This is a genomic window from Vibrio atypicus, from assembly GCF_009811315.1.
GTDB lineage: Bacteria > Pseudomonadota > Gammaproteobacteria > Enterobacterales > Vibrionaceae > Vibrio > Vibrio atypicus.
On record NZ_BLID01000002.1, the window covers coordinates 1 to 22,710 of the forward strand.

The following is a 22,710-nucleotide window of genomic DNA, read 5'->3' on the forward strand; positions in this document are numbered from 1 at the left end:
CTATATAACTAATATTCTTGAAATAGTCCCTTTTTTAGATACTTATTTTCTAACATATTCTTTGTAACTTCTTCACTCCTAAAGTAAAGGCATTAAAAAACGGAGCGTTCGCTCCGTTTTTACTCATAAACTCAGGTCTTAGTACGAAATTATTTCTTCTATAGTAAGAATAATTCCATCTACATGGATGATCTTAACCTGTTTTCCTGCGCTGATTGCTACCTCTGAACGAGCTGTCCAGGTTGTATCTCCAACTTTTATGCGACCTTTTCCTGCCGGAAAATCCTCTTCTAGTGTTAGGGTTTCGCCAATCAGTTGTTTCTCCTTTTGGTTAAGGTTTCGCTCGGCATCACTTTGCTTATCTTTGCTAAATTGACGTCGCCACCACAACCAAGTTGTAATGAGTGAGAAGGCACCAAATGCTACCCACTGTAATTGCCAACTCATAGGAATAAAAGTGAGAAGCAATCCTATGAGAAGAGCAGATAAACCTAACCATAGGAAATAACCAGCAGTGCCTAACAACTCAAATGCGAGTAGTGCTAGACCAAACGCTAACCAGTGCCATTGGTTGATTGAATCTAGTAATTCAAACAAATGAACCTCTACTTATCCTGCGGAGTTTGATGTTTAAACATTTCAGCAATACCTGCGACAGAGCCCATTAGACCGGATGCTTCAAGTGGTAACATGATGATTTTACCATTTTCTGCTTGGCCAATTGTTTTTAACGCGTCGGTATAGCCTTGAGCGATAAAGTAATTCACCGCTTGCATATCACCCTTAGAAATTGCATCCGAAACCATAGTGGTTGCTCGTGCTTCAGCTTCTGCCGCACGCTCTCGGGCTTCTGCTTGAAGTATAGCGGCTTGCTTGTCACCTTCTGCTTTCAATATTTCTGACTGCTTGTGGCCTTCTGCTTTCAGAATCTCCGCCTGACGAACCCCCTCTGCCTCAAGAATATCCGCACGTTTGTTACGCTCTGCTTTCATTTGAGCATTCATTGCAGCTGTAAGATCAGCGGGTGGTTGAACATCTTTAATTTCGATACGGGTTACTTTTACACCCCAAGGGTTAGTTGCTTCGTCGACGATAGTGAGCAAGCGGCTGTTGATCATATCGCGTTGACTTAGCATTTCGTCCAGTTCCATTGAGCCAAGTACGGTACGGATATTGGTAAGAGTTAAGTTACGAATCGCATGTTCAAGATCGTTGACTTCATAAGCTGCTTTAGGCGCATCAACCACTTGAACAAAACAGACAGCATCAATGGTTACATTTGCGTTGTCTTTTGAGATGACTTCTTGAGCTGGAATGTCTAGGACACGCTCCATCATATTGACCTTGTGACCGATTCCATCGATGAAAGGGATGATGATATTTAGTCCGGGTTTAAGAGTTAAGGTATAGCGCCCAAAGCGTTCTACCGTCCAGTGGTTGCCTTGCGGTACTGTTTTGACAGCAGCAACGATCAGGGCAATGGCGACAATTAGAAAGATGCCAATAGTAATCAGAGAATCAATAGCCATATTTTGTTCCTTTTATAAAACTCTATGTCGATTGTTGCTTATTTAAGCACAAGAGACAATGAGATAAATGAGAACTGAAGCTAAGATTTGGCAGTATTAAAGCCGGATTAACCGGCTTTAAGTATTTGATTTAGAAGAGTCTAATAAAGCAGTGAGTAAAGTTGTCGACGGTACTTCCCAGCGACAGCGTGGCCTTGACCAAGTGCGGATAGAATATCCATAAAGTGTTTCTTCAGTTCACCATCAAGAATATTGAGATCAGATTTGAGGAATCCCCATAGGAGCTCTAAAGCTTCTTCATCACGATTGACTTGGTGATAGCTTAACGCTAACTCTGCTGCAATTTTTGCATCAGATGGATTGTTTTGTAATGAAGCTTCTAAAGACTGAATCTCAGGGCTATTAGCTGATTGTTCATGGAGCTCAAGTTTAGCAACTAAGCCTTTAAAGTAGTTGTCTTGGTACTCGAGCGGAATGTGGTTGAGTAATGCTTTTGCTTGGTCAAATGCTTGAGTTTCCAAATAGCAGTCAGCTAAAGCGAGTTTGACATCACCTTTTGCTTGTTTGTCTTCTGGTAATCCTTGTAGCAATGGTAACGCTTGAGCATGCATCCCTTGTTGAATAAACTCTGCTGCTTTGGCTAAGTTTTGTTCATCTTGGCTCGGCAAGTGTTTGTCTAGCATAGCTTGAATTGCGTGTAATTCTTGAGGTCCACCTAAGCCATCAACTGGCTGTCCATTTACAAATAGAGCAATCGTAGGTAGAGCTTGTACGCCGAATTGTGACGCTATGGCTTGCTCTTGTTCGCAGTTAAGAAGCGCGAGAGTAAATGCACCATTGTACTGCTGAGCTAAATTTTGCAAGTCAGGAATAATCTGCGCACTCTCTTGACTCATGGGTGCCCAAAAGTGGATGAGTACCGGTGTTTGCATTGAGCCTTCGAGCACTTGACGGAAATTCTGTTCGTTCAATTCGACAATAAACGGAGATTGCATTTGGTGATTCCTTGCAACAATTTAGATATATCAAACATATGGGCAGCTAGGGCAGATATCAAGTCGAGGAGAGTAGATACTAAAACACCGCTTTTAAAGCGGTGTTTTAGTGAGTGAAGGTGTTTATAAAACGATAAACAAAGTTAGCGCAACACCCACACCAATCCAGTTGAGCTGGTTTAATGTCATGTTTTTTTACCGAATGTGACGCTTAAAATTTAGTGAAGTGAGTTGCTTCAAAAACTAATATACTCGTCAATTGTTACGGTAAAATTACATGATTAAACATTATTTTTATGCGGCTCGTCGTAAAATTTTATCAAGTATGCGAGTTGGTAGAAGTCGTTTTAGTACTGAGAATACTTTTGTAGGCGTTGTCACTCGATAGCGAATCTTGGGTGTTTTTGATTCGAGCGCATGGAGTAAAGGGGCGATACAAGATTCTGGTGGTAACACGAAGGCATTATTGGACGATTCATTTTCGAGTCTTTGCAATTGTTGTTGGTACTCGAGGTGATGTCGGCTGTTTTTAAGTGGGATCCATTTCAAGAATGCTTCTTTCGCATTCGCTCTAAATTGCGTTTCAATAGGACCAGGTTCTATTAGGCTAATATTGACACCGGTTCCAATAAGCTCCAGTCTCAAAGTGTCTGTCCAACCTTCTAATGCAAACTTTGACGCATTATAGGCACCTCGATATTTCATCGCTGCGAAACCTAAAACAGAGCTGTTTTGTATAATTCGCCCTGATCCTTGCTGAATCATTGTTGGTAACAGTGCTGTGGTTAGTTGATGCCAACCAAAGAAGTTGGCTTCAAACTGTACTCTTAGGGCGTGTGTTGGGAGGTCTTCTAAGGCGCCTGGCTGACCGTAAGCCCCATTATTAAATAGCGCGTCGAGCTTTCCGTTAGTCAAAATTAACGTTTTCTTTACCGCTTCGTCGATGCTTTCTGGATCTGCCAGATCGAGTTGAATACAAGTTAATCCTTCGCTCGTTAGCTTTTCTACATCTTGTGCTTTACGGCATGAAGCGATGACTTGGTAACCTTTTTGTTTTAACGTATGAGCACTCACATACCCAATTCCTGTTGAGCACCCAGTGATTAAAATTGATTTGGTCATGGACGTTTACTCTATCCTTTTGATTTTAGAATAGAGTAAAAGATTATTCATGATGTTGTAATAAGTTTTTTAGCGCGGGTTCTAGGCGGGAGTAACTAAAACGAAAACCCAATTCTGTTAACTTTTTAGGTTTGGCTCGAATACTGTCAAATAATAAAATTGAGCTTTCTCCCATAGCTAATTTGAGTGCCCATTTAGGGGTAAACAATAGATGCGGACGACTGAGTGATTTGGCTAATGTCTGACTGAAGTGTTTGTTAGTCACGGGGTGAGGCGCGCACAAGTTGAATTCACCGTTGGCATGTTCTGTTTCGAGTAAATAAACAATAGCCCGAACCATATCAAGCATATGAATCCACGGCATGTACTGCTTGCCACTTCCGATGGGGCCGCCCAAACCACATTTATAGGGCAGTAACATTTTACTTAGAGCGCCACCTTCTGGCGCGAGAACGATCCCCGTTCTAAGTATGCATACTCGTGTTGATTCTGATCTCGCGCGGTTGGCGATGTTTTCCCATTTAGAGCAAACATGATGAGGGAAGCTTTCGTGATGAACGTGGAGGGCCTCATCAAACGGGTGTTCTTGTTGATCACCATAGTAGCCAACAGCAGATCCACTAATAAACACGGAAGGGGGAGAAGTACTAGCATGAATTAAGTCAACGATCTTTTCGGTCAATTTCCAGCGGCTATCGCAGATTTCTTGTTTTTGTTTTTTGCTCCAGCGCTTATCCGCGATAGGTTCGCCAGCTAAGTTTATGACGGCATCAAATTCATTGAGATCATGAAACTGCTCTAAATCAGAGATGTAAGAGACATTTCCCATATCAGCATAGTAAACCAAGGATTTGGCTTGCTGCGGAGAGCGGGTAAGTAAAACAACATCGTGAGTGGTGAAGTACTTCAGTAGTTCTCGACCAATGAAGCCCGTGCCTCCAGTGAGCAGTATTTTCATTTATCTCTCCTCTCCTTACGTTTGGATCCCAAAACGCGTTCTATTATTAGGGTAATGCTAATAATTATAGCGAGTTAGTGGCAATTCGGATCATCGATTCATTAAAGCGCATGATTATCACAAAATTTACATTTTGTTACTTTTGTTGGTAGGTGCGCAATACGTGTCACATCATATAAGCATTCTATTTGCCAATATATATTAATTAGATAGCACCAAAGGTGAGACATGGAAGCAATTACCGCGCTAGTGAAAGCGTTTTTGGGAAGTTTAAGGGATTTGATGCCCATCATCGTAGTGATTGCATTTTTCCAACTGGTGGTTCTGCAAGAGCCTTTGCCTAATTTATTATCGATCGTTTTTGGTCTATTGCTGGTGGTATCCGGCTTAACACTGTTTATCTTCGGTTTAGAAATGGGGCTTTTCCCTATTGGTGAATCAATGGCGCAGGCCTTTGCGAGAAAGGGAAGTCTATTCTGGTTGATGGTTTTCGCATTTTGCCTTGGCTTTGGTACTACCGTAGCTGAACCCGCATTAACAGCTGTCGCTGATGAAGCGGCGGAAGTGGCGGCTGAAGGTGGAATGATTGAGCATAGCGCTGAATCAATGGAAGAGTATGCGAATGGCTTAAGGTATACCGTCGCTCTTTCGGTGGGTTTTGCCATTATGCTCGGTGTACTGCGGATACTAAAAGGTTGGTCGATTCAATACATGATCATTGGTGGTTACATTGGCGTAGTTGTACTTACTGTGTTTGCCCCTGACAGTATTATCGGCGTTGCCTATGACTCCGGAGGGGTGACAACATCGACGATTACAGTACCTCTAGTTACAGCACTTGGAGTTGGGTTGGCTTCTGCGATTAAAGGCCGCAATCCGATGATTGATGGTTTCGGATTGATCGCTTTTGCATCTTTATTACCCATGATGTTTGTCATGATATACGGGATGGTGATTGCATGATTGAGTGGTCTCATTTTAGCGATACTTTTATTGGCACTGTGAGTGATGTACTGCCTATCGTCACCATTATCTTTGGTTTCCAATTTGCGGTCCTTCGTAAGCCGGTGACTAATTTACCTAAAGTCATCCTTGGATTTATGTACGTGATTTTAGGGTTATCGTTATTTTTGATTGGATTAGAGATGGCTTTGTTCCCGCTGGGGGAAACCATGGCGGTGCAACTTACTGCACCTGAATTCCTGCAACAATTTCGAATATCAACGAGCTCGTTGGACAGCTGGAAAGATTATTATTGGGTTTACTGTTTTGCTTTTTGTATCGGTTTTAGTACGACCGTCGCTGAACCCTCGTTAATTGCCGTTGCGATGAAAGCCAATCAAGTTTCGGGCGGGTCTATAAGTGTTAACGGGTTACGTATCGCAGTTGCACTTGGCGTAGCAATAGGTATCTCATTAGGTAGTTATCGAATTGTGGTGGGAGATCCGATTCACTATTACATCATCGTTGGTTACGTGATAGTGGTTATTCAAACATTTTATGCGCCCAAAATGATCGTGCCATTAGCGTATGACTCCGGCGGCGTCACCACATCAACGGTAACCGTGCCACTCGTCGCAGCTTTAGGGTTGGGGCTTGCGTCTACAGTGCCCGGTCGAAACCCTATGATTGACGGCTTTGGCTTAATTGCGTTTGCCAGTCTCTTTCCAATTATCTCAGTAATGGCTTATGCCCAAATTACTCGTTGGCTAAATCGAAGATCAACGACGGAGGACAGCGAAAATGCGCTTTAAACTGATAATAGCATTTGTTGAAGATAGTAAGACGGATCGTGTCTTGGATGCCGCGCGAAATGCAGGTGCTACAGGGGCGACCGTGATTAATCATGCTAGAGGTGAAGGTCTAAATAAAAAACGAACCTTTTTTGGATTGACGTTGGAAGTACAAAAAGACGTGGTGTTGTTTGTTGTTGAGGAGCACTTATCTCGACATATATTAGAAACGATCAGTGATGTTGGTGAGTTTGACCAAGAGTCTGGGCAGGGGATTGCTGTGCAGATTGATGTTGAAGATGCTGTCGGTGTTGCGCATCAGGTTGAGAAGTTAACGAAAGTGGTAGAGGACGAGTTATGAGTAGCCATGAAAAAATACGTGTACGAGATGTGATGGCCAACACTTATGTGATGATTGATGGTTTAACGACGGTGACGGAAGGGATTGAACTGGCAAGAGAGCATAGAGTAAAAGCCTTGGTTGTGAACAAGAGAAGTGAAGACGACGAGTATGGCTTAGTGTTGATGAATGACATCGCAAAAAAAGTGTTGGCTAAAAATCGCTCTTCAGATCGAACCAATATTTATGAGATCATGACTAAACCCGCCCTGACGGTCTCCCCTGATATGAACGTGAAGTACTGCGCTCGCTTGTTTGAGCGATTTGGTATAAGTAGAGCTCCAGTAGTGGATGGCGGGAAAGTGATAGGAATGGTGAGTTACAATAACATTGTTATAAATGGTATGGCTCGGATGACGGAGAATCTCTAATTACGTACAATATCCTCAAGAAATTTGAGGAGAGACGTCGTGAAATTATTTTTTGCCTCAGACTTGCATGGTTGCTTGTCTGCGACGGAGAAAACGTTGGCTAAATTCGACCAGTCCGGAGCTGATACTTTAGTGCTCTTGGGTGATGTATTGAATCACGGGCCAAGAAACCCAGTGCCAGAACATTATAATCCTCCGGCGGTTGCGGAGAGTTTGAATCAGTACGCTGATCGTATTATTGCTGTTCGAGGGAACTGTGATAGTGAAGTCGACCAAATGCTGCTCTCTTTCCCTATGATGATGGATTACTCGTGGGTACTGTTAGAGTCAGGTCAGCGAATCTTTCTGACGCATGGCCATTTGTACAACGCAAACAAGCGTCCAGCGTTAAAAGCGAGAGATGTGATTGCTCATGGGCATTCTCATATTCCAGTGGCTGAGTTGAATGGCGAGCAGTTTATTTTTAACCCTGGCTCGGTGACATTTCCACGAGATGGTTATGTTGCAAGTTACGGTTTACTCGAAGGTCATGAGTTAAAAGTGATCACTTTTGAGGGCGATATAATAGCCTCTACAAAGATTAGCTAGCTGTTGAATCTCATTCAGGCCAACATAAAGGTTGGCCTTGCTGATACTCTCAGAATGAAAAGGCTACTTGTGGTCTGAGTGGCCTAAGTCTCTATCAGGATCAATAACATCACGTACTTTCTGTTTTAGAACTTTTGCCTCAGGGAAGCCTCCATCTCGTTTTCGTTCCCAAATTAATTCACCGTTGCAGATGACTTCGAACCTCCCTCCAGTATCCGGATGGAGGGATACTGTGTTTATCTCTTCACTAAAAGTCTGTAATAATTCTTGCGAAAGCCAAGCTGAACGCAACATCCAATTGCATTGACGACAGTAATAAATATCAATAACGGCTTTTTCCATATATCCTCACGACTTAAAACAACAGCTTGACTCCGACCGCAAAGGTGAGAATTTCAAAACAGGTTTTAATTACATTGTTACTATATTTTGTTGTTAGGTAAGCACCTAAACTGCCTCCTAGAAAGGAACCTAATAACAAGATTGGCAACCAAGGCCAGTAAATAGGAGCGCCAGCTTGGACGATGGCGACACCACCAATACCATTCCAAAATAACCCAACACATAATAAAGTTAGAGCAACGGCCTGTTTATAGTTGTAACCGAACCAACGAATAAGAAACATGGTAACGAGTAGCCCAGAACCTGCGGTCAACGATCCGTTAATGATACCGAGAAGTACGAGTCCAACCCCACCAATAGTATAACCTTTGATATCTCGGTTTTGAGGATGTTCTGTTTGTCCGAGTTGTTTCTTGAATCGAGAATATAGGCCAATTGCGAGTATCATGACACCGAGCATTCTCTCAGCCCACTCTTCAGGAATGAGCAGGACAATATTAGCCCCGATGATGACCCCGATGCAGCCGATTACTACTAGATAGACGGCTACTCGATAACTAAAACTTTTCTGCTTGATATGAGTGATTGCTGCGCCTAAACCAAGCGCTACGCTAGCAACTTTATGTGTTGCAAGAGCAACGGAGAAAGGTAAACCAAAGAAAATTAATAGAGGAAACTGCAACAGCCCTGCACCTCCACCTGAAAGTGAAGCCAATGTATTTGCAGTAAGGGAGCCTACCAATAGGCCAAGAGAATGTATCCAATCCATTTGATGTGTAAAAGGGGCATCATGCCCCTTTATTCTTCTTTAGTTTGAAAACAAGACCGTTGAACCATGACTTAAGCTGGTTAGCAGTAATGTTTTGTTGTTAACAATATCGATGCGTCGGCTTTGTTGAGCATCCATTTTGAACAATTGAGTAATGAGGTCTAATTGCGCAGTCGTAAACTCTTTGCTCTGAGCCGAAGAGATATCTTTAAACTCCAGTGGTGAGACGAGTAAGTAGTTGTCACTGATATCCCAATCGCCCGTTTCAGAGATATTAATGACAACATCATCTTCTTCACGGTCATGATCTTCTGCAAATAAACGTACTGTTGATACTCGAATATAAGATTTATTCGGTAAATACTTCACGTTAGAGATTATATCGGCTCGGCGCAGTGGGCCAACAGACTCTTCCTGAAGAGGCTCAGCAATGACAGTCACCATTTTGGATTGCCACTCTTTTGAAGTCAGAACCTGTTCGACTTTTAGATCGCTTCCCCAGTACAACCAACTACTAAATAGTGCCGATACAACCAGTAGACCTGCGGCTAGTTTTTGATTCATCGTCATAATTCCTATTGGCAAACCGTACTTAGATCTTTCTGCTCAGAAAAAATACGTAACGTAATATTTTCACCAGAATGATTTAAAGAGTGGATGTAATTTAAAATCAATTGATTGTTTTGACCGCCGGTTGCAATCACTTCGACAGGGGCAAGTTCACCTTGATGTGTTTCATTGTATTTCTTCACACATTGCTCAATCGAAGAATACCAAGTCGATAGATCAGGATGGTTTATTGGTGTTTTGATTGGTGTGTCTGCGTAGACGGCTACTTGACGGAATTTCGACTCTGCTGGGTTAGTAAAGAGTACCACGCACAAAGGCAGCAATATGGCCGCGAGTATTAGCAATCGAGAGATAAGTTTATTGTTGTTTGGTGCTGTAACAGGAGCCGGAGCGTTTTCATTGCGTGTCGCAAGCTCTTCTGCTGCTGGTGGCTGGGGAGTATCTTGGTTACTTTCCACATGAGCGATGACTTCAATAGACTCATCGGAAGGCTCTTCGACATCATTTTCACCACTCATCAGCGGCGTTGTACGTTCAACTGTACAAATTAGTTGATAACCGCGCTTTGGCACTGTTTTAACGAATTGCGGTGACTTGGTTGAATCTTTAAGCAACTTGCGAAGTGTTGAGATAGCTTGTGTTAAGCTTGAATCATCCACTTCAAATCCTTGTTTACGCCAGACAAAATCATGCAGTTCATTGCGTGATACGACTTCGCTCGGTTTTTCACACAATAGAAGAAGAATACGGCTTTCATTACTGCCTAGACGGATCAGTTCGTCCTCACATTCTCTATCGATAAGAGAGTTAGTGTTAGGATCAAAAGTGAATCTATCTGCGAGATTGAACTTAGTACCTATATTGCTCATCAATTTCGGCCATTATTTAGAAGTTTTAGGATTGAGTGCACGATTTGCGTACATGTTGTCAGCGAGTTGCGCCGCGATTTTAGCTTTTTTGACTTTTTCGGGGAACAAGAATAGTCAAAAATGAGACTAAAAAACACTGTTTTTATCTGTTTTGACCTTGAATTTACATTTGTCACCCTCATGTTAATTTGCAGATTATCTTAGTTATGGCCTTGTTTTACCGCTATAGGCTTGAACAAAATAGGTGCAATGGAGCGAACATGAGCGATACAGTAACGCAAAATAAAGAAACTCGTGGTTTTCAATCTGAAGTAAAACAACTACTTCATCTGATGATTCACTCACTATACTCGAATAAAGAGATTTTCCTTCGTGAGTTGATTTCCAACGCATCAGATGCATCAGACAAACTGCGTTTTCAAGCGCTTTCAAATCCAGATTTATACCAAGGTGATGCTGAGCTTGGTGTTAAGTTATCTTTTGATGAAGCGATGAACACCCTAACACTTTCTGATAACGGTATCGGTATGAGCCGTGATGATGTGATCGAGCATCTTGGGACGATCGCAAAATCAGGAACTGCAGATTTCTTCTCTAAACTTTCAGAAGACCAATCAAAAGATTCTCAACTTATCGGTCAATTTGGTGTGGGCTTTTACTCTGCCTTTATCGTTGCTGATGCAGTAACGGTTCGAACTCGTGCTGCGGGTTTGTCTGCTTCTCAAGCGGTGCAATGGCACTCTGCTGGTGAAGGTGAGTACACGATTGAAGACATCACAAAAGAAAGCCGTGGTACTGATATCGTGCTGCACATGCGCGAAGAAGGTAAAGAATTCCTTAACGAGTGGCGTCTACGTGAAGTGATCAGCAAGTACTCTGATCACATTGGCATTCCTGTTTCGATTCAAACGGTAGAACGTGATGAAGAAGGTAAAGAAACAGGTGAGAAAAAGTGGGAGCAAATCAACAAGGCTCAAGCACTTTGGACGCGCAATAAATCAGATATTTCAGAAGAAGAGTATCAAGAGTTCTACAAACACGTATCGCACGATTTTGCCGATCCACTGGTATGGAGCCACAACCGTGTAGAAGGTAAGAACGATTACACGAGCTTGTTGTATATTCCTGCAAAAGCGCCTTGGGATATGATGAACCGTGATCATAAATCTGGCTTAAAGCTTTATGTTCAACGTGTCTTTATCATGGATGATGCTGAGCAGTTCATGCCATCATACCTGCGTTTTGTTCGAGGTCTAATAGACTCTAATGATCTGCCGCTAAACGTTTCTCGTGAAATTCTTCAAGATAACAAAGTGACTCAATCGCTACGTAACGCGTGTACTAAGCGCGTACTAACTATGCTTGAGCGCATGGCGAAGAATGATGATGAAAAATACCTATCGTTCTGGAAAGAGTTTGGCCTTGTGTTAAAAGAGGGCCCTGCAGAAGATATGGCAAACAAAGAAAAAGTGGCTGCACTTCTTCGCTTCGCTTCTACCGAAGTAGACTCTGCGGATCAAACTGTTGGCTTGGCGTCTTATGTTGAGCGTATGAAAGAAGGTCAAGATAAGATCTACTACCTGACAGCAGACAGTTACGCAGCGGCTAAAAACAGCCCTCACTTAGAGCAGTTCAAAGCAAAAGGCATTGAAGTTGTTCTGATGTTTGACCGTATCGATGAATGGTTGATGAACTACTTAACTGAATTCGATGGTAAACAGTTCCAGTCAATCACGAAAGCTGGCTTAGATTTAAGCAAGTTTGAAGATGAAGCGGAAAAAGAGAAGCAGAAAGAAACTGAAGAAGAGTTTAAGTCTGTTGTAGAGCGTACCAAAGATTACCTTGGTGATCGCGTTAAAGAGGTACGTACGACCTTCAAGCTGGCGACAACGCCTGCGGTTGTTGTGACTGATGATTTTGAAATGGGCACACAGATGGCGAAACTTTTAGAAGCTGCAGGTCAAGCGGCTCCTGAAGTGAAATACATCTTTGAAATTAACCCAGAGCACGAGCTTGTTAAGCGAATGGCCGACGAAGCTGATGAACAAGCATTTGGTCGTTGGGTTGAAGTGCTTCTTGGCCAAGCGATGCTTGCAGAGCGTGGTTCAATGGAAGACCCATCACAATTCTTAGGCGCAATGAACACGCTTTTGACTAAGGGCTAATAGCTAAAATGTATCAAAAAGCTCGCACTTTGCGGGCTTTTTGATTTATTTGCACTTATCGTGAATAAAAGTCGAATAAATTACGACTAACTGTGAGTGTTTAAGCATTCTTTAGTCTTAATACGCACTGACAAACTTTATTGTATGATAGAATGCAATCTTGAAACGAAGTGAACAGGCGTGTAATGTGCACGCCTGTTTTATTGTTAACTGTAATAGTTATACCGAAACTTACCGTGAGCTAAAATCAGGTCTACTAAGGCCTAGACATAGTGAGCTTCGGTATAAATCATCATTATCTTAAGAGGATTCAACATGCGCATCATTCTTCTAGGTGCTCCAGGTGCAGGTAAAGGCACACAAGCAAATTTCATCATGGAAAAATACGGTGTTCCGCAAATCTCTACTGGTGACATGCTACGTGCTGCTATCAAAGCAGGTACAGAGCTTGGTAAACAAGCAAAAGCTGTAATCGATGCTGGTCAACTAGTTTCTGATGAAATCATCCTTGGTCTAATCAAAGAGCGCATTGCTCAAGATGACTGCGAAAAAGGCTTCCTACTTGATGGTTTCCCACGCACAATCCCTCAGGCTGACGGCCTAAAAGAGATGGGTGTTGACGTAGATTACGTTATCGAATTTGATGTAGCTGACGATGTTATCGTTGAGCGTATGGCGGGTCGTCGTGCTCACCTAGCATCTGGTCGTACTTACCACGTTGTGTACAACCCACCAAAGGTTGAAGGCAAAGATGACGTAACAGGTGAAGACCTTGTTGTTCGTGATGACGACAAAGAAGAGACTGTTCGTGCGCGTCTAGGTGTTTACCACGATCAAACTGCACCGCTAATTTCATACTACGGTAAAGAAGCAGAAGCTGGTAACACTAAGTACCTTAAGTTTGATGGTACTAAGCAAGTTTCTGAAGTTAGTGCAGATATCGAGAAAGCATTAGCTTAAATCGCTCACCGCGATTTTTGAAAATTTGTTATAGTAGAAGCGACTCAAACGAGTCGCTTTTTTTGTGCTTATTGGTTGATCTATAACGATCTTCCTTACGTATAAAATTATTTGGTGTCGAAGGAAGCTATGCAAATTAATAATAAACAAGGTGTACTACTGGTGAATCTAGGTACACCGGATGAAGCCACTGCCCCTGCAGTAAAACGTTTTTTAAGTCAGTTTTTACATGATCATCGTGTTGTGGACATGACGCGTTGGCTATGGTGCCCGATTTTGCACGGCGTAATTCTACCGATCCGCGCACCTAAAGTCGCAAAGCTGTACCAAACGGTATGGATGGAAGATGGCTCACCTCTAATGGTTTACTCTCAGCGTCAGGCTCGTAAGTTACGAGACTTGTTAGATATGCCAGTTGAACTTGGTATGACTTACGGAAAACCAAGTTTACAAACTGGTGTTGAAGCTTTGCTGGAAAAAGGTGTTGAGGAAGTGATCGTTTTGCCCTTGTATCCTCAATATTCGAGTACAACGACAGCGGCAGTTTCTGATGGCTTGACGAAAGCATTTAAAAATATCCCAGTTATGCCGAGTTTCAAGTTTATTCGTGATTACCACGAGCACCCTCTTTATATAAAAGCGCTTGCGAGCAGTGTTAGACGCTCATGGGAAGAGAAAGGTAGGGGAGATTACCTGCTGTGTTCGTACCATGGCATTCCTCAGCGTCTTGCTGATAATGGGGATGTTTATCCGAAGCATTGTGAACGTACCACTGAATTACTTGGTCAAGAGCTTGGACTGACAAAAGAACAAATTGGCATGACTTACCAATCTCGTTTTGGTCGTGAAGAGTGGTTAAAACCCTATACAGATAAGACGTTAGAAGCTCTGCCAGGAAAGGGAATTAAAAAGCTCGATATTATGGCGCCTGCTTTTTCTTCAGATTGTTTGGAAACATTAGAAGAAATCTCTGAGCAGTGCTGCGAAATTTTTGAAGAGCATGGTGGGGCGAGCTTTTCCTACATACCTTGCCTAAACGATGATGATTTGCACATTGAAATGATGGCACATCTGATAAAGAGTTAATTCTTGGCTCATAGGGAAGGCTACTGTGAAGTAGCCTTTTTTATGTGTACTTCTTGTCGCTGTCAAATGTAATTTAAAGCGTTAAAAACCAATGGATTGTGTTGATAATAGAGTGACCTAGATCTGATTATTCTTCTCGAAAATGAATAGAAAGCTAAAATGTGCGTGATCCTAGCATCATACTTTAGCGGTTGTTGTTCTATTACTTTGAACAAGATCACTAGTTAAGTTTTTATCTTTTTTGTTGTTTTTGTAACTTGTTGTTTTACAGGTGATAAATAACTTTTCTAATTTTCACTGTGAAGTAGCTCGCACAAAATTTTGATTTATTTTTGATCGTGAATTAAATCCGACATTATGAATGCCAAGCCAGGGAGGCAAACCTTCTTTGCGGTCATAGGTGAAGAATTACCTGATAAGAGCCGCGGCTATTTTTGAATTAAGGCAGATTATAATGAAAAAACTATTTACTCTGAGCGCACTTTCTCTTGCTTTCGCTTCAACTGCATTTGCGGGTTCTTCTTACGTAACAGGTAACGTTCAGTTTCACTCAGACGATTTACACGGTTCAGATGTAACATCAACGCTAGAAGCTGGTCATACGTTTGATAACCAAATCGGTGGTCTAACGGTTTACACTGAGTTTGATGGTATTCAGTTGGGTGATTTAACGACTGAGCGTGAAAATATCGGTACAGCAGATAAGCCAGTATATACGAATGGTAGTTCTTCAAGCACATACGTTACGATTGGTGGTGAGCAATCTTACAACATCACTGACAACCTTTGGGTGGCTGCGGGTTACCAACACCTAATCTCTGAAGGTGAAAGTGTTCAGTACCGTCCACTTGTGAAAGTTGGTTACAACTTCGACAATGGTCTATCTATTAGCAACCGTACTCGTGCTCATATTGATGCAACAGATGCTGATAATGATACAGATTTCCGTATGGATAACCGCGTTGCTTACACAGTAAATGAAGAGTTAGCTCTAAGCTACAATAACGTGTACATGATTGATGCATCGGTAATGGATCACGAGCTTCGTGCAACATGGACTCGTCAAGGCGTACAACCTTACTTTGAGTACCGTAATCAAGCAGACAATGAAAACAACGCATTCGTATTCGGTGCTTCTTACGGCTTCTAAGTCCTATAAACTACTGTCCTAATGAAAAGCCCAGCGTTTGCTGGGCTTCTTTATTATTGGTTGCCTTCGTAGTGGCGATATTCAAAGACCTGACCCTTCTCATTGAACGCGTAGACGGAGTAGTCATCTTTTTTATCTCCATATTCCATACCTGGCGAGCCCATTGGCATACCCGGAACAGCAAGACCTTTTGCGTTTTTCGGTGGGTTGTCTAAGAAAGCTTTAATATCGTCAGCGGGTATATGTCCTTCAAATACATAACCATTAATCTCCGCAGTGTGGCATGAGGCCAGTTCCGGCGTTACTCCGAGCTTTTGTTTGATTGGGTTCATATTCTCATGCAACTTTTCCTCAACTTTGAAGCCGGAATCTTGCATATGTTTAGTCCACTCTGTACAGCAGCCACAATAAGGGGATTTGTGATTTAAAACCTCGCTTGCAGCCGCATGACCAGATAACAGAGCGAAAGTAGTCAGAGTTAATAGTTTAATTTTCATAGATACCTCTAAGGACGAGATGATGTTTTAAATAGTCGCAGTCGATTCGCATTGCTCACGACAGTAATAGAAGATAACGCCATTGCTGCACCTGCAACCACAGGGTTTAACATGAAACCGAAGGCAGGATATAGAACGCCAGCGGCAATAGGTATGCCTAACGAGTTATAGATAAATGCGCCAAATAGATTCTGTTTCATATTCTTAACGGTGGCTTTTGATAGCTCTATTGCGTTGACAACAGCTAATGGCGATGAGTTGAGTAACGTCATTTGGGCACTTTCAATTGCTACGTCACTACCACTTGCCATGGCGATACCGACATCAGCCAGTGCCAGAGCAGGAGCATCATTCACGCCATCCCCAACCATAGCTACCCGTTGCCCCCGTAATTGTAAATCAGCGATGTGTTTGGCTTTCTCATCAGGTAAAACTTGAGAAATTATTTGCTCAATTCCTAGCTGTTTTGCGATTGCGTTTGCGACATAGTGGTTATCACCCGTTAGCATAACAGGAGTGATATTTACTTTTTGTAAGTTTGCAATTGCTTGGAATGCGTCAGGTTTTATTGGGTCAGAGATTGCCAATAAACCAATTGGTTGGTTGTCCAATGCGACAATTATTGGTGTCCACGCTTTCTCTTGGCATTGAATAATGGAGTTATTCAGTTGTGAGAGATCCCATTGGTTTTCTTCTGCTACTTGCAAAGAAACCACTGATATTGTTTTATTCTGGTACAGCCCACTAACGCCTTTGCCTCTTTGATTTTCAAAGTTATCTATCTTGGCTAAATGGACGCCTTCCTTATTAGCGTGCTGAACGATGGCTTTGGCTAAGGGGTGCTCTGAATGTTGCTCTACACCGGCGGCCAATGCTAACAGTTGGTGCTTACTAACATTAACAGGGAAGAACATCTGAATTCTTGGTTTTCCTTGAGTTAATGTGCCTGTCTTATCAAACACAACGGTATTAATTTTACTTGCAGACTGAAGCACCTCTGCGTCTCTAATAAGAATGCCTAATTCAGCGGCTTTGCCAACCCCAACGGTTACTGAGAGTGGTGTTGCTAACCCAAGAGCGCACGGACAGGCAATAATTAGTACTGTTGTGGTTACTATTAGCGTGTAGCTTGCTTTAGGCTCTGGGCCGAATATGAACCAAACCAACCCAGATAAGATCGCAATAGCAACAACGACGGGGACGAAGACTGAAGATATCTGATCAGCCAGTTTAGCAATAGCGGGTTTGCTGCTTTGCGCTTCTTTTACCATGGAGATGATGCGTGAAAGCATCGTGTTGCTGCCAACTCCAGTCGCTTCAATAATTAGGCTACCATCTTGATTTAACGTACCAGCAGAAACATGATCTCCATGCTTTTTAAACACAGGAATGGCTTCTCCAGTTAGCATAGATTCATCAATATATGAATCACCTGATAACACGTTGCCATCGACAGGGGCTTTTTCTCCCGGTTTAATTCGTAGATGCATACCCAACGTGATAGCTTTGATTTCAATCGGCTGGTCACCCTGATCTGTAACTTGAATAGCACCATTGGGTTGAAGATTAATTAGTGCTTGCAAAGATCGCGTTGTTTTTGCTTTTGCTCGCGCTTCGATATAGTGGCCTAGGGAGATCAGACCGACAATCATTGCACTCGCTTCAAAGTAAACATGTCTTGATTCTGCTGGAAACCACTGTGGAAAAGTGACCACTAACATAGAGAAAAGCCATGCAGAGCCAGTGCCCAAGGCAACCAGTGTATCCATAGTCGCACGCTTGTGAGTAAGTGCTTGCCAAGCGTTGACAAAAAATGAGCGGCCAGATGTTGCGAGCAGTATTAGGCAGATAATTCCAACGATCCCCCAAGCCAGCTGGTCTTGTGACGAATGAATCATCATATTTCCACCCGCAATTCCCCAAAGCATGAGTGGACCACCAATTAACATACCTGCCCACGCACTTCTTTTAAAATGTCGTTGGTTGTGAATAAGTAGCTCGTTTTGTTTCTGCTGTTGGGTTTCTGGATCGTCAATGATTTCAGCAACATAACCAGCTTCTTTTACCGCTGCTATCAAAGCTTCGCCGGAAATTGGGTTACTTTCTGAAGATATGATGAGTGCACTTTGTTCAGCCAGGCTAATTTGCACTTTATTGACCTGAGGAACTAGCAGCAGCGCCTGTTCAATAGAGGCTACGCAGCTGGCACATGTCATTCCAGAGATGAGCATGTGAGTGGCTACCCCACGATCGTCGACGGGTTTTGAATTGGTGGATGTTTTTTTTACTTCTAATTCGCTTCTGATGGATTGAGATGTTTCAAGTGGCTTAGCGCTTGCTGTATAGCCTAAATCTAGAATGATTGATTTTACTTGCTCTTCAGATAAAAGGGTTGAAACGAGGAGCTCTGTTTTTGATGCAGAAAACTGACCAATGAGTGCATTGTTCTCTAATACTTTTGTCAGTTTTGATACGCATTTACCACAATTTAGCCCAGATAAGAAAAAGTGATGCTGATGCCCAGCTTGATACCCGAGTGATGATATGGATTTTTCTATGTCATGAAAGGTGCTGGCGCTTTCAAATGATACATAAGTCGGTGATAGGTCATGAATAATGGCTTGATGTTGCTCAATTAAAGCCGTTTCAACTTTCCTCGCACAACCCATACAGTTCAAACCTGCAAGAGGTATATCAAACTTGATCATAATTTCACCTCGAAAATAACACTATTGAGGAGAATAAACCTTACCTCAAGGTGAAGGTCAAGCATTCAGTGTGGAAATTAAAAACGTCAAAATGAATCGATAGAGCTGAATGTTGGCGTTTTTAATTGCGAGTGATTTCAAAGTTATCTTGCCGATTTTCTAAAGTTCCGTAAAACGACAAAAATAATAAGTGATCGTGCTAGCAGAACTGACGCCGAGTTAGTCGTAATTAGAGCTGAAAACCTAAATTGACAATTTTTCAGTAGTTATATTTTTATTTAAATTGTTGTTTTTATTGGTTTTATGTTTGTTTTTATTTTTTGATTTTGAACCAGATCAGACATTTTTTGGTCTGATTTCTTGTCGCGAAAAAAGTTTGTCAACATGCCCCTGTCCATAAATAGTCCCCCTGCAAAATCAAGCGTTTAGTGCGATGAGCAGGGGACAAGGAAAATAAAATTCTAATATATAGGGGTTAATTCTTATGTCTCATTTCAAAAAGACTCTACTAGGCGCAGTGATTGCAGCAACTACCATGGCCGCTGGTACTGCACATGCATACATGATTGGTGATCCAAATGATGCAAACGTAGAGGTTTACGGTGTTGTTTCTATCTCAGCAGTGGACTACAACGCTAAGAAATTTGATGGCGGTGAAGAAGTCGATGGAGACGGAATGGTTCTAGAGAACGAATCTCGAGTGGGCTTCCGCGCTGCAAAAACGATGAATGACAACATTGAAGCGTTCATGCAAATTGAATCGGGCTGGGTACTTGATGACGGTGCTAAGCTTGGTAACCGTGATACTTTCGTCGGTTTCCGTGGTGACGACTGGGGTTCAGTTCGCTTTGGTCGTATGCTAACGCCAATGTATGAATTGGTGGATTGGCCATACTCAGCTTCGAACATGGGTACAACATTTGACCGTGGTTGGAGAGCAGGTGAGCGCTTTAACTTTGACCGTAAGAGCCAAATGGGACGTTACGACTCTCCAATGTTTGGTGATATGGTGAAGTTTAGTCTAGCTGGTGGTAACGGCAGTTCAAATTCTGCTGACTCAATGTTTATCGGTGGTTCTGTTTCTGTTACTCCAATTGATCGACTAACATTGCATGCAGCGTTTGAAGCTGCAAACGAAACTGAGTTTGATGCAGGCCTATTAGGCGATACAAGTGCTTACTTTGGTGGCTTCCAATTTAATCTAATGGATAACTGGAATGTTGCAGGTGCATACAAAACGGCTGGATTTGAAGCTGAAGAGAAAGGTGGCGCTTATGAAGAGCGTGATATCAATGCGTTCTCTTTGCAAACTAACTACTTCATGGGTGATTTCAACTTCCGTTTAGGCTACGCAAACCAAACGGGTGATACTGATAACAAGTCTGATAAAGAACTTGATTTCACGACGGTAACGGGTGAAGTGGGTTACTCAATGAATTCTGTATACACATTTGTGCGTATCGCGCAGCATAGTGGTACATACCGTGAAGGTTCTACAACTGCAGATCTACAAGGTAAAGAGTACGACGATCTTATGATCCGTATCGGTACAGAGTGGACATTCTAATAATTTGATTAAGTTTCGGCGGACATTATTGTCCGCCTTTTTCCGTTTCTGCTAGGGGAGATAAATAATGATAAAGAAAAGTTTGGCTGTTGTGTTGATGGCGTTGATGAGCAGCTTGGCAAATGCACAAGTAACGATTCAAACTGATAAGCGTGTTGAGATTTTGGCGGTTAATCAGAATATTAATCAGCTCCCTAACCGTGGAAAAGGGGATTTGAAAATTGCTAATGGCGAAAACCAACTGCTGCTAAGAGTCACCGCGCTTGTTGATGGCAATGGTGGCAAAAGCAAGTTTAATTCGCTGCCTATCGTGGTGAAGTTTAGTGCCAATGATGAAACACTGAAGTTTGAAACGCCATTTGCGATTCGCGATGAACGCGGCGTGCGTAACTTCGAAAAACAACCTAGCGTAAAAGTCACTCGTAATGGTCAAGCCGTTGATGTCACTACAGACGTAATTTTTGATCAAACTTTCGCGTTGATAAAAGATTATGACGAGATGTTAGCTGGCTACAATCAAGCTGGGGGTAAAGCTGCGATTCAAACTCATGCTGTTAACATGAAAGCGGCCGTGGCAAAGCCATCAACCCCTAAAGTGAGTACTGCAGAATTTGCGTCGACAAGCACACTTCAAACGGATTTCTTGTCTATGTCGCCTCAACAACGTCAAGAGTTTATCTCTTGGGCTGTAAAACACATTAATGATTAACAAAGAATGTTGATGATTGATTGTAGATTTGCACATCGGTGCTAAAATAACGCGCAATTTTGGCACCATTCTTTGTTTAAAAGGAATTGTGCGGTCATTTAGACAATCAAGGTATTTTACATGACGGTTAAAACTCGTTTTGCTCCTAGCCCAACTGGCTACCTACACGTTGGTGGTGCACGTACTGCACTTTATTCTTGGCTTTTTGCTAAAAACCAAGCTGGTGAATTCGTTCTACGTATCGAAGATACTGATCTTGAGCGTAACTCTCAGGAAGCGGTAGATGCGATTTTAGAAGGGATGAAATGGTTAGGTCTTGAGTGGAACGAAGGTCCTTACTACCAAACTCAACGTTTTGATCGTTACAATGAAATGGTTGATAAGCTTCTAGCAGAAGACAAAGCATACAAGTGTTACGCTTCCAAAGAGCTGCTAGACGAAGTTCGTGCAGAGCAAGAAGCGAATAAAGAAATGCCTCGCTACGATGCTGAACATCCAAAAATTAAAGCGGCAAACGAAGCGGCAAAAGATGGCGATCCATGTGTTATCCGTTTCCGTAACCCGAAAGAAGGCAGCGTAGTATTTGATGATCAAATCCGCGGCCGTATCGAAATCAGCAACACTCAAATGGATGACTTGATCATCCGTCGTACTGATGGTTCTCCAACGTACAACTTCTGTGTAGTGGTTGACGACTGGGATATGGGCATCACTCACGTAGTGCGCGGTGAAGATCACATCAATAACACACCTCGTCAGATCAACATCTACGAAGCACTGGGCGCGCCAGTACCAACATTTGCGCACTGTGCAATGATTCTAGGTGATGACGGTGCGAAACTGTCTAAGCGTCACGGCGCAGTATCTGTAATGCAGTACCGCGATATGGGTTACCTACCGGCAGCACTAAATAACTACTTGGTACGTCTTGGTTGGTCTCATGGTGACCAAGAGATCTTCACTCAAGAAGAGATGATCAACCTATTTAGCCTAAACGCAGTATCTAAGTCAGCGTCTGCATTCAATACTGACAAATTGCAATGGTTGAACAACCACTACATTAAAACTTCAGAGCCTGAGTATGTTGCTGAGCACCTACAATGGCACCTAGAACAGCAAAAACTAGACGTAACAAACGGCCCTGCGATTACTGAAGTGATCAAGCTTGTTGGTGAGCGTTGCAACACGCTGGTTGAGCTAGCAGAGCAAATCCGTTACTTCTACGAAGATTTCTCTGAGTTTGAAGCTGGCGCGGCGAAGAAACACCTACGTGGCGTTGCTAAAGAGCCTCTAGAACTTGCTCTAGCTAAAGCAGAAGCACTGACTGAGTGGACGACAGCGAGCATCAAAGATGGTGTTATCGCAGCAGTATGTGAAGAGCTAGAGATCGGTATGGGTAAAATCGGTATGCCACTACGCGTTGCAGTAACAGGCGGCGGTCAGTCACCTTCTGTAGATGCGGTAATGGAACTGATTGGTAAAGAGCGCTGTGTTGCACGCATTAAGATGGCACTTGAGTTCATCGCAGAGCGAGAAGCGAACGCTTAACCACCTAAAGACCCTATTACAAACCGCAGTCATTGTACTGCGGTTTTTTTTATACCTGAGTTTTACGAATTAAA

The 22,710-nt window shown here is 42.6% G+C and carries 23 protein-coding genes; 12 read left to right on the top strand and 11 right to left on the bottom strand.

Annotation, left to right across the window (positions count from 1 at the left end; genetic code table 11):
- Nucleotides 1-138 precede the first annotated feature (138 nt).
- The 5 genes from GVO60_RS04555 to GVO60_RS04580 all read right to left on the bottom strand — a co-directional run bounded on the left by GVO60_RS04555 (nucleotide 139) and on the right by GVO60_RS04580 (nucleotide 4,604).
- Nucleotides 139-597: an NfeD family protein gene (locus tag GVO60_RS04555; RefSeq protein WP_159651448.1), complete on the bottom strand. Its 459-nt coding sequence runs from the start codon at nucleotides 595-597 to the stop codon at nucleotides 139-141.
- Between the two features lie 8 nt (nucleotides 598-605).
- Nucleotides 606-1,529, bottom strand: a complete 924-nt coding sequence (locus tag GVO60_RS04560) for an SPFH domain-containing protein (RefSeq protein ID WP_159651449.1) — start codon at nucleotides 1,527-1,529, stop codon at nucleotides 606-608.
- Between the two features lie 140 nt (nucleotides 1,530-1,669).
- Nucleotides 1,670-2,524, bottom strand: coding sequence for a co-chaperone YbbN (locus GVO60_RS04565; protein WP_159651450.1), 855 nt, complete (start codon nucleotides 2,522-2,524; stop codon nucleotides 1,670-1,672).
- A gap of 294 nt (nucleotides 2,525-2,818) precedes the next feature.
- A complete protein-coding gene (locus GVO60_RS04575; RefSeq protein WP_159651451.1) occupies nucleotides 2,819-3,646 on the bottom strand; it encodes an SDR family oxidoreductase in 828 nt (275 codons plus the stop codon).
- Between the two features lie 43 nt (nucleotides 3,647-3,689).
- Nucleotides 3,690-4,604, bottom strand: a complete 915-nt coding sequence (locus tag GVO60_RS04580) for a TIGR01777 family oxidoreductase (RefSeq protein WP_159651452.1) — start codon at nucleotides 4,602-4,604, stop codon at nucleotides 3,690-3,692.
- A gap of 228 nt (nucleotides 4,605-4,832) precedes the next feature.
- On the opposite strand from GVO60_RS04580, the gene GVO60_RS04585 reads away from it, so the two are divergent.
- Genes GVO60_RS04585 through yfcE form a run of 5 tightly spaced genes read left to right on the top strand, consistent with a single transcriptional unit; the run spans nucleotide 4,833 to nucleotide 7,696 of the window.
- Entirely contained in the window at nucleotides 4,833-5,567 is a 735-nt protein-coding gene (locus GVO60_RS04585; protein ID WP_159651453.1) for a DUF1538 domain-containing protein, read from the top strand.
- Nucleotides 5,564-6,358, top strand: coding sequence for a DUF1538 domain-containing protein (locus GVO60_RS04590; RefSeq protein WP_159651454.1), 795 nt, complete (start codon nucleotides 5,564-5,566; stop codon nucleotides 6,356-6,358). The genes GVO60_RS04585 and GVO60_RS04590 overlap by 4 nt, the downstream gene beginning before the upstream one ends.
- Nucleotides 6,348-6,698, top strand: coding sequence for a P-II family nitrogen regulator (locus GVO60_RS04595; RefSeq protein ID WP_159651455.1), 351 nt, complete (start codon nucleotides 6,348-6,350; stop codon nucleotides 6,696-6,698). Before GVO60_RS04590 ends, GVO60_RS04595 begins: the two co-directional genes overlap by 11 nt.
- Entirely contained in the window at nucleotides 6,695-7,108 is a 414-nt protein-coding gene (locus GVO60_RS04600) for a CBS domain-containing protein (RefSeq protein ID WP_159651456.1), read from the top strand. Before GVO60_RS04595 ends, GVO60_RS04600 begins: the two co-directional genes overlap by 4 nt.
- A gap of 39 nt (nucleotides 7,109-7,147) precedes the next feature.
- The gene (gene yfcE / locus GVO60_RS04605) at nucleotides 7,148-7,696 is read left to right on the top strand and encodes a phosphodiesterase (protein ID WP_159651457.1); all 549 of its coding nucleotides are present in this window, start codon (nucleotides 7,148-7,150) and stop codon (nucleotides 7,694-7,696) included.
- Nucleotides 7,697-7,759: 63 nt separating this feature from the next.
- On the opposite strand, the gene GVO60_RS04610 is transcribed toward yfcE, so the two are convergent.
- From GVO60_RS04610 to GVO60_RS04625, 4 genes are read right to left on the bottom strand one after another with little or no spacing between them, the layout of a single operon-like run.
- On the bottom strand, nucleotides 7,760-8,038 hold the full coding sequence (locus tag GVO60_RS04610; RefSeq protein ID WP_159651458.1) for an Rdx family protein: 279 nt from the start codon (nucleotides 8,036-8,038) through the stop codon (nucleotides 7,760-7,762).
- A 13-nt stretch (nucleotides 8,039-8,051) separates the two neighbouring features.
- On the bottom strand, nucleotides 8,052-8,807 hold the full coding sequence (locus GVO60_RS04615; RefSeq protein WP_159651459.1) for a sulfite exporter TauE/SafE family protein: 756 nt from the start codon (nucleotides 8,805-8,807) through the stop codon (nucleotides 8,052-8,054).
- 39 nt (nucleotides 8,808-8,846) lie between these two features.
- The gene (locus GVO60_RS04620) at nucleotides 8,847-9,371 is read right to left on the bottom strand and encodes a regulatory protein ToxS (RefSeq protein WP_159651460.1); all 525 of its coding nucleotides are present in this window, start codon (nucleotides 9,369-9,371) and stop codon (nucleotides 8,847-8,849) included.
- Between the two features lie 11 nt (nucleotides 9,372-9,382).
- On the bottom strand, nucleotides 9,383-10,246 hold the full coding sequence (locus tag GVO60_RS04625; protein WP_159651461.1) for a winged helix-turn-helix domain-containing protein: 864 nt from the start codon (nucleotides 10,244-10,246) through the stop codon (nucleotides 9,383-9,385).
- A gap of 260 nt (nucleotides 10,247-10,506) precedes the next feature.
- Here GVO60_RS04625 and htpG point away from each other — a divergent pair, with 260 nt between their 5' ends.
- The 4 genes from htpG to GVO60_RS04645 all read left to right on the top strand — a co-directional run bounded on the left by htpG (nucleotide 10,507) and on the right by GVO60_RS04645 (nucleotide 15,607).
- Nucleotides 10,507-12,411, top strand: coding sequence for a molecular chaperone HtpG (gene htpG / locus GVO60_RS04630; RefSeq protein ID WP_159651462.1), 1,905 nt, complete (start codon nucleotides 10,507-10,509; stop codon nucleotides 12,409-12,411).
- A gap of 315 nt (nucleotides 12,412-12,726) precedes the next feature.
- On the top strand, nucleotides 12,727-13,371 hold the full coding sequence (adk, locus tag GVO60_RS04635; protein ID WP_159651463.1) for an adenylate kinase: 645 nt from the start codon (nucleotides 12,727-12,729) through the stop codon (nucleotides 13,369-13,371).
- Between the two features lie 129 nt (nucleotides 13,372-13,500).
- The gene (hemH, locus tag GVO60_RS04640) at nucleotides 13,501-14,457 is read left to right on the top strand and encodes a ferrochelatase (RefSeq protein ID WP_159651464.1); all 957 of its coding nucleotides are present in this window, start codon (nucleotides 13,501-13,503) and stop codon (nucleotides 14,455-14,457) included.
- Between the two features lie 454 nt (nucleotides 14,458-14,911).
- On the top strand, nucleotides 14,912-15,607 hold the full coding sequence (locus GVO60_RS04645) for an oligogalacturonate-specific porin KdgM family protein (RefSeq protein ID WP_159651465.1): 696 nt from the start codon (nucleotides 14,912-14,914) through the stop codon (nucleotides 15,605-15,607).
- Between the two features lie 53 nt (nucleotides 15,608-15,660).
- On the opposite strand, the gene GVO60_RS04650 is transcribed toward GVO60_RS04645, so the two are convergent.
- Together GVO60_RS04650 and GVO60_RS04655 are read right to left on the bottom strand one after the other, a co-directional pair.
- Nucleotides 15,661-16,104: a DUF411 domain-containing protein gene (locus GVO60_RS04650; protein ID WP_159651466.1), complete on the bottom strand. Its 444-nt coding sequence runs from the start codon at nucleotides 16,102-16,104 to the stop codon at nucleotides 15,661-15,663.
- Nucleotides 16,105-16,112: 8 nt separating this feature from the next.
- Nucleotides 16,113-18,812 (bottom strand): copper-translocating P-type ATPase, encoded by a 2,700-nt coding sequence (locus GVO60_RS04655; RefSeq protein WP_159651467.1) that lies wholly within the window; start codon nucleotides 18,810-18,812, stop codon nucleotides 16,113-16,115.
- Nucleotides 18,813-19,296: 484 nt separating this feature from the next.
- On the opposite strand from GVO60_RS04655, the gene GVO60_RS04660 reads away from it, so the two are divergent.
- From GVO60_RS04660 to gltX, 3 genes are all read left to right on the top strand, one after another.
- A complete protein-coding gene (locus GVO60_RS04660; RefSeq protein ID WP_159651468.1) occupies nucleotides 19,297-20,379 on the top strand; it encodes a porin in 1,083 nt (360 codons plus the stop codon).
- A 67-nt stretch (nucleotides 20,380-20,446) separates the two neighbouring features.
- On the top strand, nucleotides 20,447-21,088 hold the full coding sequence (locus GVO60_RS04665) for a DUF2057 family protein (RefSeq protein WP_159651469.1): 642 nt from the start codon (nucleotides 20,447-20,449) through the stop codon (nucleotides 21,086-21,088).
- 120 nt (nucleotides 21,089-21,208) lie between these two features.
- Complete coding sequence (gltX, locus tag GVO60_RS04670; protein WP_159651470.1) at nucleotides 21,209-22,636, top strand: glutamate--tRNA ligase; 1,428 nt, start codon at nucleotides 21,209-21,211, stop codon at nucleotides 22,634-22,636.
- Nucleotides 22,637-22,710: the final 74 nt, after the last annotated feature.

Excerpts from the sequence above, each read along its gene's own strand:
- GVO60_RS04560 (WP_159651449.1), bottom strand. The coding sequence starts at position 1,529 with ATGGCTATTGATTCTCTGATTACTATTGGCATCTTTCTAATTGTCGCC.
- GVO60_RS04565 (WP_159651450.1), bottom strand. The coding sequence starts at position 2,524 with ATGCAATCTCCGTTTATTGTCGAATTGAACGAACAGAATTTCCGTCAA.
- GVO60_RS04575 (WP_159651451.1), bottom strand. The coding sequence starts at position 3,646 with ATGACCAAATCAATTTTAATCACTGGGTGCTCAACAGGAATTGGGTAT.
- GVO60_RS04580 (WP_159651452.1), bottom strand. The coding sequence starts at position 4,604 with ATGAAAATACTGCTCACTGGAGGCACGGGCTTCATTGGTCGAGAACTA.
- GVO60_RS04585 (WP_159651453.1), top strand. The coding sequence starts at position 4,833 with ATGGAAGCAATTACCGCGCTAGTGAAAGCGTTTTTGGGAAGTTTAAGG.
- GVO60_RS04590 (WP_159651454.1), top strand. The coding sequence starts at position 5,564 with ATGATTGAGTGGTCTCATTTTAGCGATACTTTTATTGGCACTGTGAGT.
- GVO60_RS04595 (WP_159651455.1), top strand. The coding sequence starts at position 6,348 with ATGCGCTTTAAACTGATAATAGCATTTGTTGAAGATAGTAAGACGGAT.
- GVO60_RS04600 (WP_159651456.1), top strand. The coding sequence starts at position 6,695 with ATGAGTAGCCATGAAAAAATACGTGTACGAGATGTGATGGCCAACACT.
- GVO60_RS04610 (WP_159651458.1), bottom strand. The coding sequence starts at position 8,038 with ATGGAAAAAGCCGTTATTGATATTTATTACTGTCGTCAATGCAATTGG.
- GVO60_RS04615 (WP_159651459.1), bottom strand. The coding sequence starts at position 8,807 with ATGGATTGGATACATTCTCTTGGCCTATTGGTAGGCTCCCTTACTGCA.
- GVO60_RS04620 (WP_159651460.1), bottom strand. The coding sequence starts at position 9,371 with ATGAATCAAAAACTAGCCGCAGGTCTACTGGTTGTATCGGCACTATTT.
- GVO60_RS04625 (WP_159651461.1), bottom strand. The coding sequence starts at position 10,246 with ATGAGCAATATAGGTACTAAGTTCAATCTCGCAGATAGATTCACTTTT.
- htpG (WP_159651462.1), top strand. The coding sequence starts at position 10,507 with ATGAGCGATACAGTAACGCAAAATAAAGAAACTCGTGGTTTTCAATCT.
- adk (WP_159651463.1), top strand. The coding sequence starts at position 12,727 with ATGCGCATCATTCTTCTAGGTGCTCCAGGTGCAGGTAAAGGCACACAA.
- hemH (WP_159651464.1), top strand. The coding sequence starts at position 13,501 with ATGCAAATTAATAATAAACAAGGTGTACTACTGGTGAATCTAGGTACA.
- GVO60_RS04645 (WP_159651465.1), top strand. The coding sequence starts at position 14,912 with ATGAAAAAACTATTTACTCTGAGCGCACTTTCTCTTGCTTTCGCTTCA.
- GVO60_RS04650 (WP_159651466.1), bottom strand. The coding sequence starts at position 16,104 with ATGAAAATTAAACTATTAACTCTGACTACTTTCGCTCTGTTATCTGGT.
- GVO60_RS04655 (WP_159651467.1), bottom strand. The coding sequence starts at position 18,812 with ATGATCAAGTTTGATATACCTCTTGCAGGTTTGAACTGTATGGGTTGT.
- GVO60_RS04660 (WP_159651468.1), top strand. The coding sequence starts at position 19,297 with ATGTCTCATTTCAAAAAGACTCTACTAGGCGCAGTGATTGCAGCAACT.
- GVO60_RS04665 (WP_159651469.1), top strand. The coding sequence starts at position 20,447 with ATGATAAAGAAAAGTTTGGCTGTTGTGTTGATGGCGTTGATGAGCAGC.
- gltX (WP_159651470.1), top strand. The coding sequence starts at position 21,209 with ATGACGGTTAAAACTCGTTTTGCTCCTAGCCCAACTGGCTACCTACAC.